At 71.8% G+C, this 13,148-nt stretch carries 15 protein-coding genes; 4 read left to right on the top strand and 11 right to left on the bottom strand.

The annotated features are described in order from the left end of the window. Positions 1-10 precede the first annotated feature (10 nt). Genes DEJ11_RS03110 through DEJ11_RS03100 form a run of 3 tightly spaced genes read right to left on the bottom strand, consistent with a single transcriptional unit; the run spans position 11 to position 2,045 of the window. Positions 11-829 (bottom strand): helix-turn-helix transcriptional regulator, encoded by an 819-nt coding sequence (locus DEJ11_RS03110; protein WP_146248668.1) that lies wholly within the window; start codon positions 827-829, stop codon positions 11-13. Continuing rightward, positions 826-1,473 (bottom strand): signal peptidase I, encoded by a 648-nt coding sequence (gene lepB, locus DEJ11_RS03105; RefSeq protein ID WP_146250061.1) that lies wholly within the window; start codon positions 1,471-1,473, stop codon positions 826-828. Before lepB ends, DEJ11_RS03110 begins: the two co-directional genes overlap by 4 nt. Continuing rightward, positions 1,470-2,045 carry a hypothetical protein gene (locus DEJ11_RS03100; RefSeq protein WP_146250062.1) on the bottom strand — a complete coding sequence of 192 codons (576 nt, stop codon included), beginning with the start codon at positions 2,043-2,045 and terminating at the stop codon, positions 1,470-1,472. Before DEJ11_RS03100 ends, lepB begins: the two co-directional genes overlap by 4 nt. A 128-nt stretch (positions 2,046-2,173) precedes the next feature. Between DEJ11_RS03100 and DEJ11_RS03095 the strand changes: the two genes are divergently transcribed. Further along, complete coding sequence (locus DEJ11_RS03095; protein WP_111053797.1) at positions 2,174-2,959, top strand: SDR family oxidoreductase; 786 nt, start codon at positions 2,174-2,176, stop codon at positions 2,957-2,959. 26 nt (positions 2,960-2,985) lie between these two features. Here DEJ11_RS03095 and DEJ11_RS03090 read toward each other — a convergent pair whose 3' ends face one another. From DEJ11_RS03090 to DEJ11_RS03065, 6 genes are all read right to left on the bottom strand, one after another. After that, positions 2,986-3,870 (bottom strand): VOC family protein, encoded by an 885-nt coding sequence (locus DEJ11_RS03090; protein WP_111103832.1) that lies wholly within the window; start codon positions 3,868-3,870, stop codon positions 2,986-2,988. Positions 3,871-4,092: 222 nt separating this feature from the next. Continuing rightward, positions 4,093-5,184 carry a hypothetical protein gene (locus tag DEJ11_RS03085; protein WP_146250063.1) on the bottom strand — a complete coding sequence of 364 codons (1,092 nt, stop codon included), beginning with the start codon at positions 5,182-5,184 and terminating at the stop codon, positions 4,093-4,095. Continuing rightward, positions 5,181-5,783: an ABC transporter ATP-binding protein gene (locus DEJ11_RS03080; protein ID WP_111029812.1), complete on the bottom strand. Its 603-nt coding sequence runs from the start codon at positions 5,781-5,783 to the stop codon at positions 5,181-5,183. Before DEJ11_RS03080 ends, DEJ11_RS03085 begins: the two co-directional genes overlap by 4 nt. Continuing rightward, positions 5,774-6,817 (bottom strand): peptidoglycan-binding domain-containing protein, encoded by a 1,044-nt coding sequence (locus DEJ11_RS03075; RefSeq protein WP_111103835.1) that lies wholly within the window; start codon positions 6,815-6,817, stop codon positions 5,774-5,776. The genes DEJ11_RS03080 and DEJ11_RS03075 overlap by 10 nt, the downstream gene beginning before the upstream one ends. Beyond that, on the bottom strand, positions 6,817-7,368 hold the full coding sequence (locus DEJ11_RS03070) for a hypothetical protein (protein ID WP_111103837.1): 552 nt from the start codon (positions 7,366-7,368) through the stop codon (positions 6,817-6,819). Before DEJ11_RS03070 ends, DEJ11_RS03075 begins: the two co-directional genes overlap by 1 nt. Before the next feature lie 55 nt (positions 7,369-7,423). After that, entirely contained in the window at positions 7,424-7,708 is a 285-nt protein-coding gene (locus DEJ11_RS03065; protein WP_111029808.1) for a hypothetical protein, read from the bottom strand. A gap of 104 nt (positions 7,709-7,812) precedes the next feature. On the opposite strand from DEJ11_RS03065, the gene DEJ11_RS03060 reads away from it, so the two are divergent. Then, positions 7,813-8,379, top strand: coding sequence for a GNAT family N-acetyltransferase (locus DEJ11_RS03060; protein ID WP_071405850.1), 567 nt, complete (start codon positions 7,813-7,815; stop codon positions 8,377-8,379). Between the two features lie 76 nt (positions 8,380-8,455). Here the strand turns inward: DEJ11_RS03060 and DEJ11_RS03055 are convergent, their stop codons facing one another. Both DEJ11_RS03055 and DEJ11_RS03050 read right to left on the bottom strand, forming a co-directional pair. Beyond that, a complete protein-coding gene (locus DEJ11_RS03055; RefSeq protein ID WP_111103839.1) occupies positions 8,456-9,973 on the bottom strand; it encodes a catalase in 1,518 nt (505 codons plus the stop codon). Positions 9,974-10,068: 95 nt separating this feature from the next. Next, a complete protein-coding gene (locus DEJ11_RS03050) occupies positions 10,069-10,590 on the bottom strand; it encodes a Fur family transcriptional regulator (RefSeq protein ID WP_258375431.1) in 522 nt (173 codons plus the stop codon). Positions 10,591-10,759: 169 nt separating this feature from the next. Between DEJ11_RS03050 and DEJ11_RS03045 the strand changes: the two genes are divergently transcribed. Together DEJ11_RS03045 and DEJ11_RS03040 are read left to right on the top strand one after the other, a co-directional pair. Continuing rightward, the gene (locus tag DEJ11_RS03045) at positions 10,760-12,073 is read left to right on the top strand and encodes an acyltransferase family protein (protein WP_111046660.1); all 1,314 of its coding nucleotides are present in this window, start codon (positions 10,760-10,762) and stop codon (positions 12,071-12,073) included. A gap of 166 nt (positions 12,074-12,239) precedes the next feature. Continuing rightward, positions 12,240-13,061: a cytochrome c oxidase assembly protein gene (locus tag DEJ11_RS03040; protein ID WP_111103841.1), complete on the top strand. Its 822-nt coding sequence runs from the start codon at positions 12,240-12,242 to the stop codon at positions 13,059-13,061. The last annotated feature ends 87 nt before the right edge of the window (positions 13,062-13,148 follow it).

Here is a 13,148-nt window from a genome sequence, read left to right as displayed (position 1 = left end):
AACGCGAGAACTACCGTTCTCCGGGTGTGCCGCTCCGCGCGATGGTCTGGTGCGGCTGCTCCCCGAACCGCTCCCGGTAGTACGCCGCGAACCGCCCGAGGTGGGTGAACCGCCACCGCCGCGCGACCTCGCTGACGAGCAGCGCGCGGGAACCCGGCCGCCCCAGCTCCAGGTGCACCCGGTCGAGCCGGACCTCGCGCAGGTACTGCATGGGGGTGACGCCGAGACGACGGCGGAACAGGTCCTGCAGGCCGCGCTCGCTCAGGTCGCAGGCCGCTGCGACGTCCGCCACGGTCAGCGTCCGGTCGGCGTGGTCGTGCACGAAGCCGATCGCCCGCCGCATCCGGTCCGCGACGTCCGCTCGCGACCGGGCGAAGGTCGACAGGACGACGGTCGCGATCCGCCGGTTCAGGGCCGCACGGTCGTCGGCGGGCAGGGCCGGGTCGAGGATGCGCCCGGAGGCCTCGCGCAGCAGTGCCCGCAGCGGCTCGAGTGCGGGATCGGCCGCGTCCGGCTGCCCGAACACCGAGGACTCCCCCGTGTCGCCGAGCAGCGACGGTGACAGGTGCAGCAGCGTCGTGGCGGTCGCGTCGGTCTCGAACCCGTACGCGACGGACGCCGAGAGCATCATCGGCCGCTCGGCGCCGACCTCCCAGTGCTCGCCGTCGTCGGCGGTCAGGCTGGCCCGGCCGTCCGCGAGCCAGAACACGACGTGGTCGGGGCGCGGACCGATCGTCCCCGACCGCTTGCCCGGTGTCGCGATCCGGTGGATCGACAGGTCGTCGTCCCCGCCGGTCTCGTAGCCGAAGCCCTCGTCGTCCGTGGTCACGGCGTCGGGACCCGGTCCCACTCGTCGCCGTACCGGGACAGCACCGACCACCGCGAGATCGGCCACGTGGTCACGAAGGCCCGCCCCACGACGTCGTCGACCGGCACGGTGCCGTGCACGCGCGAGTCGGCGGAGTCGTACCGGTTGTCGCCCATCACCCAGATGCGCCCCTTCGGCACGGTGATCTCGAAGTCCTTCCCGGCGACACGGTCCGACCCGCGCTCGAGCACGACGTAGGGCTCGTCCACCGCGTGCCCGTTCACCGACAGGCGCCCCTGGGCGTCGCAGCACGACACCGTGTCGCCCGGCAGGCCGATGACCCGCTTGATCAGGTCATCGCCCTGGCCCATGCCGAGCCAGCCGCCCGGGTCCTGGAACACCACGACGTCACCGCGCTGCAGCGGGACGACCCCGGGCACGAGCTCGTTGACGAGCACCCGGTCCCCGATGAGCAGCGTGTTCTGCATCGAGCCCGAGGGGATGGAGAACGCGCGGACCAGGTACGCCTTGACCAGGAAGGACGCCAACAGCGCCACGACGACGATGATGACGAGGTCGCGCAGGAACCGCAGCCCGCCGCGCTTCGGCTCGCTCTCGGCGGCGGGTTCGGAGTGAGGTTCGGCGTGGGCGTGCGTGTCACTCAATGCGTCAACACCACCTTGACGACACCGATCACGAACGCCACCGCGGCCAGCACGATGCCGCCCCACAGCCCGAGGAACGTCGGCTGCTTCCCGCTGAACCGCTGCATGAACACGCCCACCAGCCCGATGCGCACGACCAGGATCACCGTCGCCGCGATCTGTGCCCACTCGGCCGGCAGCCACCCGATCCAGGCAGCCGCGTAGAGGACCGCCGGGATCATGCCGGAGGTCGCGATCGGGTTGGCGTTCCGGATGATCGTCGCGACCGAGTCGCGGCGCGCAGCGCGGTCCGCAGCGGATTCCTCGCCGTCGTCGCCGAGTCCGTGCGCGACCAGGTGCGCGAGCACGTGCGCCAGGTACGTCAGCACCGCGGTCGCCAGGACGGTCGCCACCGCGGCGCCGTGGTGGATCTGCTCCGGGTTCACCGCGATCGCGACGGCGAGCACCGTGATGTTGCCGTAGATGTACGACGACATCCGGTCGCGGACGTGCTCGAGCGGCAGGTCGCGGGGATCCGGGCGACCGCCGCGGGGTCCGCGCCCCGGTCGGGAGGGCCGTCGTGTGCGTGGCATCCGTCCATCTTGGCCCCCGCGGTCGGCCGTCCGCCGACAGGACACCGGGTGCGATGGTCACACGGGTGGCCGGTTCCGGCAGACTGGGTGCCGATCGGCGCGACGGAGCGCCGGAGCAGGAGGCACGCATGACGTCCGCACGACCACTCGCCCTGGTGACCGGCGTGGGCCGCAGAGCCGGCATCGGCGCAGCGCTCGCCACCCGGCTGGCGACCGACGGCTGGGACCTCGCCATCTCGTGGTGGGGGCCCTACGACGACCGCGTGAGCGGCGGGGCGGACCCGGACGGGGTCGAGTCGGTGGTGCAGGAGTGCGAGGCGGCGGGAGCACGGGTGACGCGCCTCCCGGTCGACCTGGAGGACCCGGAGCAGGCGGCCGCCCTCGTCGGCCGCGCCGAGGCGGAAGCCGGCGCCCCGGTCACCGCCCTCGTCATGTCGCACTGCGAGTCCGTCGACTCCGACTTCCGCACCACGACCGTCGAGTCGTGGGACCGCCACTTCGCCGTGAACGCCCGCGCACCGTTCCTGCTCGTGCAGGCCTACGCGGCCGGGCTCGAGCTCGCCGGGGACGCCGCACCGCGCGACCGACGCCGGATCGTCGCCCTGACGAGCGACCACATCGCGTACAACCTGCCGTACGGGGCGTCGAAGGGCGCGCTCGACCGGATCGTGTTCGGCGCCGCGAAGGAGCTCGGCAGCCTCGGTGTCAGCGCCAACGTGGTGAACCCGGGCCCGAACGACACCGGCTGGATGTCCGACGAGGTCAAGGGCTGGGCCGTCGAGGGCACCCCGCTCGGCCGGCTCGGACGCCCGTCGGACACCGCCGCGCTCGTCGGGTTCCTCTGCTCGGAGCAGGGCGCCTGGGTGAACGGGCAGCTGCTGAAGTCGGACGGCGGGATCTCGAACAGCGCCTGACCTGTCGGCCCCTCGCGACCCGCTCGTCAGCCGCGACCGGGCGCGGTCACCTCGATGCGGTTCGCCCACGGGTCCTCGAACGCGACCGTCCGGCCGTCGTCGGCGGTCTGCACCCCGGTGTCGTGCATGCGTGCGACGAGGGCACCGAGGTCGTCCGACCCGGGCACCTCGATCCGCACGAGTCCGAGCCCGAGCGCGAGCTGGCGGCGCCCGGCCCCACGTGAGTTCCAGGTGTTCATCGCCATGTGGTGGTGGTAGCCGCCGGCGCTGACGAACAGTGCCTCGCCGAAGCCGGCGGTGGTCTCGAAGCCGAGGGTGTCCACGTAGAAGGAGCGCGCGGCGTCGACGTCGCCGACGGACAGGTGCACGTGGCCGACCTTGCCCGGGCGTGCCGCGGCGGTGTCCAGGGCGTCCTGCGTCAGGTGGGACTGCAGGAACGCGTTCGGGTCGACGTACTTCGTGTCCATGTCGACCGTGCCGTGCGTCCACGACCACTCGGTGCGGTCGCGGTCCCAGTACAGCTCGACGCCGTTGCCCTCGGGATCGGTGAAGTAGAACGCGTTGCTCACCAGGTGGTCGGCGCTGCCGGTGAAGGTCTGCGGGAACTTCGTTGCGACCGAGTACAGCGCGGCGGCCAGGTCGGCCCTCGTGTCGAACAGGATCGCGGTGTGGAACAGGCCGGCGTCGTGCGAGCCGGCGTGCTGCATGGACGGCGCGTGCTCGAGGATCACGATCGGCACCGCCAGGCCACCGGCGCCCGGTCGCCCGAGGACGGCGACGCCGCCCTCGTTCGAGAGCAGCGAGAGCTGGACGCCGTCGCGGTAGTAGCCGATCATCCGGTCGAGGTTCGCGACGCGGAGGGTGACGGCACCCATCCCGGTGTCGGCGGCGAGGAGGTCCTGCGTGTGCATGGCACCAGTGTGCGCCCATTTAGTTGACGCGTCAACCAAATGGGCATCGGTCGCTGCGTCAGAGCGACAGATCCACGCAATCCCGGCGCGAGGCACCCGCCAACGCGACAGATCGCTGCGAACGGTTTGCGGCGATCTGTCGCTTTGGCGCACGGGGGCGCACAGCGGACGGGGCGCGCAGGCGACGGGAGGCCCGGCGCGCGTCCGCCCCGCCGGCCGCGGTCAGCGGGAGCGGAAGTAGCGGTGCAGCGCGCGCTCGCGGATCGCGGCTGCGGCGAGCGCCCCACCGAGCAGCGCGCCCACGAGCCCGAGGGACGCGATCGCGATTGCCTCGCGCACGATCGGCAGCGCATCGTCGACCTCGAGGCCACGCACCGACACCACCGCGACGCTCGTCGCGACCACCGCCCCGACAGATGCCCAGACCAGGTGCTGCAGGACGACGCCGAGGACCTGCGCACTCCGCGGTACCCCGACGTGCCGATCGGAGGCCAGGGCGAGCCGACGCCGTGCGACCGCTGCCCCGCCGATCGTCAGCCCCGCGAGGGCCGCTGCACCGAACGGGACGAGGACTGGCTGCCGCGCCGCGGGGGTGAAGACCGCGCCCAGCGTCGGGTTGAGCTGCCCGGCGGTCGGTCGGTCCTCGCCCTCGGCCCCGCTCGCCGGCAAGACGGTGCGCCGGAGCATCGAGACCGTGTCGTCGCGCTGCGGCCACACCGTCGCCCAGCAGGCGTCGAACGGCGACCCGTCGTCGACCGTCGGCGCGAGGACCGAGTACTCCAGGTCGGGGTCCCGGCCGTCGTCGGGGTAGTCGTACACGCCGGCGACTCCGGTGCCCGCGCCGCCCACCGTCACGAGGCGATCGCCGGCAGCAAGACCCAGGGTCTCGTGCACCGTGGGCGAGACGATCACTCCCGCGGTGCCGTCGGCATCGGAGCCGCCGAGCAGACCACGCACCCCGGCGGTCACCTCGTAGGTCGGGATCGCCGAGCCCGGCAGCGCGGCGGGGACGACCCCGGCGTCGAGGCGCCGGAACGCACCGGACGCGATGACCCCTTCGGCATCCGCGAGGGCATCGCACACGCGGCCGTCGATCCGGCCCTCGGCCCGCTGGACGGTCGTCGCCGCACCGCTCGCGACGAACACCGCAGCCGCTCGGACGTCACCGGCGACCGCTCCGGCGCGCATGCCCACGACGCCGCTGAGCAGCACCGCGAGGACGACAGCGGCCGTGGCTGCCCACGAGGCTCCGGAAGCGATGTCGCGCCACGCCTCCAGCCAGACCTCGGTCACCTGCATCCGGCGAGGGCTCATCGGTACCGCCCGAGATCGAGCACCCCGTCGCAGGCGTCACGGGTCGCGTCGTCGTGCGTGGCGACGACGACGACCGTCCCCGACGCGGCGAGCGCACCGATCCCACGGTTCACCTCGATCGCGGTCGCCCGGTCGAGTTGCGCCGTCGGCTCGTCGACCAGCATCAGACCCGGCGCGCTGGCGATGGCGCGCGCGAGCATCAGGCGTTGCGCCTCACCACCGGACAGTTCGGCGAACCGCGCGTGCGCCCGCGAACCGAGCCCGAAGCGCTCGAGGACCTCGAGCGCCCGGACGTCCGCGGTCCGACGATCCGCCCCCTGGGCGACGAACGGCAGCGCGACGTGGTCGAGCACGTGGCGGCGGGCCACCCCGTACGGGTTCTGGAAGACCCAGAGCGGCCGACAGCCCGGCGGACGGACGGCGGCACCGCGCGTCGGACGGAGCATCCCGGCGAGGATCGCGAGCAGCGTGGACTTGCCGGAACCGCTCGGCCCGACGACCGCGGTAACGGTCCCCTCGGCGAAGGTGCGGTCGACGCGGTCGAACAGCACGGTGCCGTTCGACCAGACGTGTCCGACGCCCTCGAGCGTCACCGACACGAGCTGGACCGGTCCGGCGCGGCACGGATCCGGTCAAGCGTTCGTCCGCCGGGCACCCGGACGAACGACTGCCCGAGTTCCGACCCGAGGACCTCGACCCGGAGCGGCCGCCCCGTCGTCGGTTGCACACACGCCCGGTCACCTTCGAGGTCCCAGAGGGCCGTCGGTGGCACCACCTGGACGGTTCGTGGGCGACTGAGCGTCCACGTCGCGGCCACCGTCGGTGCGCCGTCCGCCGAAGCGACCGTCGCCGCGTACTCCGGCAGGGCGGTGATCGCAGCGAGGTCCGTCGACGCGGAGACCACCCCTGCGGTGTCGATCGGGACATCGGCGTTCCCGATCCGCAGCACGCGCTCCCCCGACGCCGGATCGACCGGGAGCGCCTCGATGCGTGCACCGCGGAGTTCAGCCGGGAGTTCGACGAGGACACCATCGGCGCCGACCGCGGCCCCGACGACGGCCACGCACGCCAGGACGGCGTTCTCGGCGGCTGGCACCCATGCGAACGGGTCCCGCAGTACGACGTCGTCGGGCAGGTCGTCACGGTCGACGCCTCGGTCGACCAGGAACTGCTGCGCAGCACGGAGTGTGCCCCGACCGAGGATGCCGTCGATGCTCAGTCCGGCACCGAGGCGCGTGAGTTCCCGCTGCAACCCCGTGACGTCGGCCCCGCGGTCGCCGAGCTCGAGGTCGCGCCACAGCGGCTCGTCACTGGCGAGCGAGATCACCGGCCGCCCGTCGACCCGCGCGAGGACGTCCCCACTCCGCACGGGTGCCCCGGTCGAGCACGTCGACGTCGTCACCGTGCCGCTCCGCGACGTCACGACCGCCCGTGGGGCACCGGTGTCGAGTGCGAGCTGCACCTGTCGTTCGTCGGCATCGGTGCGCTCGGTCACCCGGACGGTGCTCGCGGGGGCCGCCGTCCGGAGTGCCGCCGGGACCTCGGCCGGCACAACGACCACGATGGCGGCGGCCGTCGCCGCCGCGACCACCATCGCCCCGAGCGCCAGGAGTGCGGCAGACGGGAAGCGCATCACTGCCGCCAGAGGCCGAGGGGGTCCAGCCGACACTGTACGGCTGCGGGGTCCCACGGCGAGAAGGAGAAGTTCCCGTCGTCGTTCTGGGTGCGCCATTCACGTTCGGTGTACGTGTCGTCGACGAGTCTCGCAGCACGGAGGCACGCGACGGTGATCGTTGCCTCGTCCTGCTTCTCCGGGTTCCGCCGGACCTCGTTGAACAGGTAGGTCACGTCGCTGTCGAAGTCCTTCGCGCACTTCGACTTCGAATCGTTCATGGCCGTGGCGTCTTCAGCCTTCCGCCCGGGGAGCGGCGAGGCTTCGGACGTGCCGTCCTCCGCTGTCGTGTAGTCGTAGCCGAGATCCCGCATGCATGCGCTCATGCGGGACTGCGCATCTGCGACCTCCCGCGCCGAGATCGTTCCGTCCGAGAGGATCTGCCGCTGGTACGGGCTGGCGTCGGCGGCTGATTCCGCGAACTCACCCGCCCAGGGCCCGGCCGCGGAGAAGCCCGACGGATCGACGACCCGGGGTGCAGCATCCGCCTGAGCACAGCCGACGAGCCCCACGGCGGCGATCGGCCCGACGATCGTTGCTGCCCGAAGCCTGCTCCGAATCACCGCGTCAGGCCCGGGTCATGCCGTACTGGGCGATGTTGGTCCAGCAGGCGGCCTGGTAGGACCACTTGTTGCCACCGACCACGTTCCCCCACTTCATCGTCCCGCTCCGCAGACGGTTGAAGTGCTGAGCGCGACCACACCCCGAATCGTTGAAGCCCGTGCTCTGCGTCACCTTCCGCCAGCACGTCGCCGCACTCGCCTCCGGCGCCGTCACGGTGTCGACCGCGATCCCGCCGCCCACGACACTCCCCAGCACGACCGCACCCAGTACGACGTTCTTGATCGACATCGATCTCCCCTTTGATTGTGACATCACTCCGATTTCACCGTTAACGTATTACCGGACGGGGCAAGAATGCAACGACCACCACCACATCCGTGCAGGATGGACCCGTGACTGACGACATCCGGTGGGAGGTGGTCGAGGAGAGCACGCTGTCGCTCCCCGACCACGAAGCGATCGCAGCGCTGCTCGGGCAGGCCTTCCCCGACTGGTCGCACTGGTACGTGGGCGGCCGGAGCTGGTCCGGCATGCAGCCGGAACGCCGGGTGCTCGCGCACGACGCCGACGGGGTCGTCCTGGCCCACGTCGGCATCCGCCGCATGTACATCTCCGTCGGCGGCGAAGACGTCCTGGTCGGCGACACCGGCCTGGTCGCCGTGTCGCCCCGGCTGCAGGGCACCGGCGTCGGCCGCGAGCTGATGACCCGGACCGCGGCGGTCCTCGAGGGACTCCGCGTCCCCTTCGGGTTCCTCGGGGCCGGCGAGGACCGGATCCCCTTCTACGCGAAGCTCGGCTGGCACGAGTTCCCCGAGGCCGTCGGCACCTTCTCGGCGTTCACCGCCGAGGGCGCGGGCGTCAGCAACACCGAGCAGGGCGGCTGGATGGCGCTGCCGGTGGCAGCGCAGCTCGAGGACTGGCCCGCTGGCCCGATCTGGCTGAACGGCCAGCAGGTCTAGACGCAACGACCAACGGACGGGAGGCCCGGTACCAGCTGGTACCGGGCCTCCCGTCCGTCAGGTCGTGCAGCGGGGCTTACGCCTCGACCGCGACCTTCTCGGGGTCCTCGTTGGAGCCCGGCGCGCTCGGCACGACCGCGGCGCGCACGCGCGCACCCAGGTCGGCGTCGACGTTCGTCCAGTAGGCGAACACGCGCTCACGCAGGTCGTCGCGCGTCACCTTCGAGACGTGGCCGGCGATGTTGCCGACCAGGCGCTCACGGGCGGCGTCGTCCAGGACCTCGCGGACGAGCGTGCCGGCCTGGCCGAAGTCGTCGTCCTCCGGGTGCAGGGTCGCGGCGGAACGCTGCAGCGCACCGTCGGACTCCCAGCCCGGGGCGTCGTCGGTCGCGTTCGGGTCGGCGTGCGCACCACCGAGCGAGTTCGGCGCGTACACCGGCACCTCGGACTTCTGGAAGTCGAAGCGCATGCCGCCGTCCTTCGAGTACGAGTGGACCTCGTTCTTCGGGGCGTTCACCGGCAGCTGGGCGTGGTTCGTGCCGACGCGGTACCGGTGTGCGTCCGCGTAGCTGAAGATGCGCGCGAGGAGCATCTTGTCGGGGCTCGCCGCGATGCCGGGCACGAAGTTCGAGGGGGCGAAGGTCGCCTGCTCGATCTGCGCGAAGTAGTTCTCCGGGTTGCGGTTGAGCTCCATCGTGCCGACCTCGATGAGCGGGTAGTCCGCGTGCGGCCACACCTTCGTCAGGTCGAACGGGTTGAAGCGGTAGGTCGCGGCGTCCTCGTAGGGCATGACCTGCACCTTGAGGGTCCAGCGCGGGAAGTCCTGACGCTCGATCGCGGCGTGCAGGTCACGGATGTGGAAGTCCGCGTCCTCACCGGCGATGCGGTCGGCGTCCTCCTGCGTCAGGGTCTTGTGGCCCTGCTCGGTGATGAAGTGGTACTTCACCCAGAAGCGCTCGCCCTCGGCGTTGATCCACTGGTAGGTGTGCGAGCCGAAGCCGTCCATCTCGCGCCAGCTCGCCGGCAGGCCGCGGTCGCCCATCAGCCACGTGACCTGGTGCGCCGACTCGGGCGACAGGGTCCAGAAGTCCCACTGCATGTCGTGGTCGCGCAGGTGCGAACCCGGCAGACGCTTCTGCGAGCGGATGAAGTCGGGGAACTTGATGCCGTCGCGGATGAAGAACACCGGGGTGTTGTTGCCGACGAGGTCGTAGTTGCCCTCTTCGGTGTAGAACTTCAGCGCGAAGCCGCGGGGGTCGCGCCAGGTGTCCGGGGAGCCCTGCTCACCAGCGACGGAGGAGAAGCGGGCCAGCATCTCGGTCTGCTTGCCCGGCTGCAGGAACGCGGCACGGGTGAAGCGGGAGACGTCCTGCGTGACGGTGAAGGTACCGAAGGCGCCGCCGCCCTTGGCGTGCACGACCCGCTCCGGGACACGCTCGCGGTTGAACTGGGCGAGCTTCTCGACCAGGTAGTGGTCGTGCAGCGCGAGGGGGCCGTCGGCCCCGACGCCCATCGAGTGCTCGTCGCTCGAGACGGGGGCGCCGCTGTTGGTCGTGGTGGTCGGGGTGCCGGTCGGCGTGTTCTGGTCGGACACGGTTCCTCCTGGAGGTGGGACGTTGGTTCGGTCAGGGGTGCTCGGGTGGTTCGGGGTCCGGCGCGTCGTGCGGCCGGTGCGGTGGGCGGTCGCCGTCAGGCGGGCGTGGGGGCGCCGGGGGCCTGCGCGCTCGCGTCGGGCGCGTCTGGGGCGTCGCGCTCTGCGTCGTCGCGCTCTGCGTCGTCGCGTTCTGCGTCGTCGCGCTCTGCCGCTGCGCAGCGCTCGCAGATGCCCCAGTAGGTGACCTCGGCGGTGGTGACCGCGAAGCCGTGGGTCTCGGACGGGGTCAGGCAGGGCGAGTGGCCGACCGCACAGTCGACGTCCTCGATCGCGCCGCACAGGGTGCAGACGATGTGGTGGTGGTTGTCACCGGTGCGGCGCTCGTACCGGGCAGGGCTACCGGCCGGTTCGATGCGGCGGACGAGCCCGACGCCGGTCAGGGCGTTCAGCACGCCGTAGACGGCCTGGTGACTGGTGGTCGGCAGCTCCACGGCGAGCGCGGTGACGATGTCGTCCGCGGTGGCGTGCGGCATCGAGTCGGTCGCTCGGAGCACCGCGAGTCGCGGGGTCGTGACCCGGAGCCCCGAGGAACGGAGCAGATCGGCGTCGGCGTCCATGCTGAGCCTTTCTTTTGCAGGAATCAAGACAACGCGTTCACTGTACACGAGCTTCTGCTGCCGGCCAGCGAGGGGACGCATGCCGCCACCGGAATACGAAGTGTCACGATCCGGTCGCGATCAGCTGGGACGACACTGGACCGACCGTTCCGCACGCTAACGTCCGGACATGTCCACGAGCCAGGGTCTACCTGAACAGGCGAACAGCACCGCGGACGTCCGGGGGATCATCGCGAAGCGGGACCTGGTCGTCGACCTCATCCGGACGGCCTGCGTCGTCCTCGTCGTCATCGTGCACGTCACGATGGTCGGCGTCGCCGCCGACGACCAGGGGGTGCGGGTCACGAGCCCGCTGCAGGAACTCCCCTGGTACGTCGCTGCCACCTGGGTCGGGCAGGTGATGCCGCTGTTCTTCGTGGTCGGCGGGTTCGCGAGTGCCGTCGGCTGGCGCAGCACCGTCGCCCGTGGTGCGCCGAGCCCCGCCCGCGACTTCCTGGCCACCCGCCTGGTGCGGCTGTTCCGGCCCGCGGTGCCGCTGTTCGTGTTCCTCGCGCTCGGGCTCGGGGTCGCCACGGCCGCTGGCACGCCGCCGGAGCTCCTGGCCGAGGTCGCGTTCGGCATCGGTTCGCCGCTCTGGTTCCTGGCGGCCTACGGCATCACCCAGTGCTGCGTCCCCGTGATGATGCGCCTGCACGAGCGAGCACCGTGGGCCACCCTCGCCGTGCTGCTCGTGCTCGCCGGGGCGGTCGACGCCGTCCGCCTGGCCACCGGGGTCGCCGAGGTCGGCCTGCTCAACCTCGGGCCGGTGTGGCTCTTCGCGCAGCAGCTCGGCTTCCTCTGGGCCGACGGCTGGTTCGCTCGCCGCTCGAAGGTGCTCCTGCTCGGCATCGCCGTCGCCGCGTACGCAGTGCTCGTGCCGATGACCTCGGTCGGGCTCTGGGCACCGGACATGCTGCAGGACCTCAACCCGCCGATGCTCCCGCTGGCGTTCCTGGCGATCGCGCAGGCTTGCCTGGTCCAGCTCGTGCACGCGCCGCTCACCCGGCTGATGCGCACGCGGGCCGCCCTCGGGGCCGTGTTCGTCCTCGGCCGCGACGGCATGACCATCTACCTGTGGCACCTGCCGCTGTTCATCGCACTGAACGGCATCGCCCTGCTCGTCGGGGTGCCGTTCCCGGCGCCGGGCTCCGGTCCGTGGTGGGCGTCGCGCATCGTCGCACTCGTGGTGGTGCTCGCCGTCGCGATCGGGGTGGCCCGGGCCCTGCGCTGGTTCGACCGGCCGCTCCCCCGATTGCTGCCGTCGGCCGACCGTCCGTCGTGGCCGGTCGTCGCGGTCGCCGCCCTCTGCACGATCGGCCCGGCGTTCCTCGTGATGCAGCTGCACCTGTCGTTCGGCGTCGCGCTCGTCGGCGCCGTGGCCGTACCGGTGGGCGTCTGGCTGCTGTCACGGACCGTCCCGGCACCCGGGGTCGCCCGGATCTGAACCGGTTCTCACCGTCGCGGGGCCACGACGGACACCCGGCGGGCGTCGGGCGGACGGAGGATGGTTCCGGCGGCGCGAAGGACGAGTCCGCCTGATCCCCAGGAGGCTCCCCACGCCGTCGACACCCGAGTTCTGGAGCACCTGGCGGTTCGACCCACTGGCGGCGGTGCTCCTCGTCGTCGCCGCGCTCGCCTACGGCCGCTGGGTCGTCGGAGCGGTCCGACGGGGTGCCCGGTGGCCGTGGTGGCGCACGCTCGCCTTCGCCACGGCGCTCGTGCTGTTCGGCGTGCTGCAGTTCGGCATCGTCGGCGTCGACGACGAGCGGTTGCGCTGGGCGTTCGTCCTGCGGGCCGCCCTGCTGTTCTTCGCGGTCCCCACCTTCGCCGCGCTCGGTGCGCCCGTCGCACTGCTCCGGATCGGAGGCCCGGCTCGCCTTGCGCAGGTCGCCGACGCGGTCATGGGGTCACGTCCGGTGCGGCTGCTCGGCAACGCGATCGTCGCCCCGTTGGTCGCGCTCGCGCTGTTCGCCGTCCTGCTCACCCCGTTCTCGGCGGTGATCCGGGAGTCCCCCGCCTGGGCCGCCGTCATCACCGTGACCGTGCCGGCACTCGGGTTCGGCCTGCTCGCGCCGCTGTCCGAGGTCGGCGTGCTCGTCTCGTCGACATTCGCCACGGCCGAGTTCCTGCTCGCGTTCGTCGAGCTCGTCATCGACGCGGTGCCCGGCATCGTGCTGCGCATCACGAACCACGTGCTCGACGGGTCCCTCGTGCCGGCGGTCGGGCGGGCCTGGTACCCGTCGCCGCTGCAGGACCAGCACCTGGCGGGCGACCTGCTGTGGTTCATCGCCGAGGTGGCGGACATCCCCGTGCTCGTCGCCCTGTTCATCCGGTGGCAGCGGACCGACCGCCGTGAGGCCCGGGACGTCGACGCCCTGACCGACGAACAGATGGACGAGCTCACCCGGGCGCACCTGCAGCGCCGCAGCTGACGGGCGGGGGTGAGTCCCCGACACGAGTGAGCAGAAGAAGTCGAGTACCCGGAGGTGACTCGACTTCTTCTGCTCACTCGTTGGGCG

The organism is Curtobacterium sp. MCLR17_058 (assembly GCF_003234705.2).
GTDB classification, from domain to species: Bacteria; Actinomycetota; Actinomycetes; order Actinomycetales; family Microbacteriaceae; genus Curtobacterium; species Curtobacterium flaccumfaciens.
The sequence above is the reverse complement of the archived record's forward strand: the minus strand, read 5'-3'. Positions and strand labels throughout refer to the sequence as shown.

Bases quoted from the DNA above. Each gene is read 5' to 3' on its own strand.
- DEJ11_RS03100 (WP_146250062.1), bottom strand. From the start codon at position 2,045: ATGCCACGCACACGACGGCCCTCCCGACCGGGGCGCGGACCCCGCGGC.
- DEJ11_RS03095 (WP_111053797.1), top strand. From the start codon at position 2,174: ATGACGTCCGCACGACCACTCGCCCTGGTGACCGGCGTGGGCCGCAGA.
- DEJ11_RS03090 (WP_111103832.1), bottom strand. From the start codon at position 3,870: ATGCACACGCAGGACCTCCTCGCCGCCGACACCGGGATGGGTGCCGTC.
- DEJ11_RS03085 (WP_146250063.1), bottom strand. From the start codon at position 5,184: ATGAGCCCTCGCCGGATGCAGGTGACCGAGGTCTGGCTGGAGGCGTGG.
- DEJ11_RS03075 (WP_111103835.1), bottom strand. From the start codon at position 6,817: ATGCGCTTCCCGTCTGCCGCACTCCTGGCGCTCGGGGCGATGGTGGTC.
- DEJ11_RS03065 (WP_111029808.1), bottom strand. From the start codon at position 7,708: ATGTCGATCAAGAACGTCGTACTGGGTGCGGTCGTGCTGGGGAGTGTC.
- DEJ11_RS03050 (WP_258375431.1), bottom strand. From the start codon at position 10,590: ATGGACGCCGACGCCGATCTGCTCCGTTCCTCGGGGCTCCGGGTCACG.
- DEJ11_RS03045 (WP_111046660.1), top strand. From the start codon at position 10,760: ATGTCCACGAGCCAGGGTCTACCTGAACAGGCGAACAGCACCGCGGAC.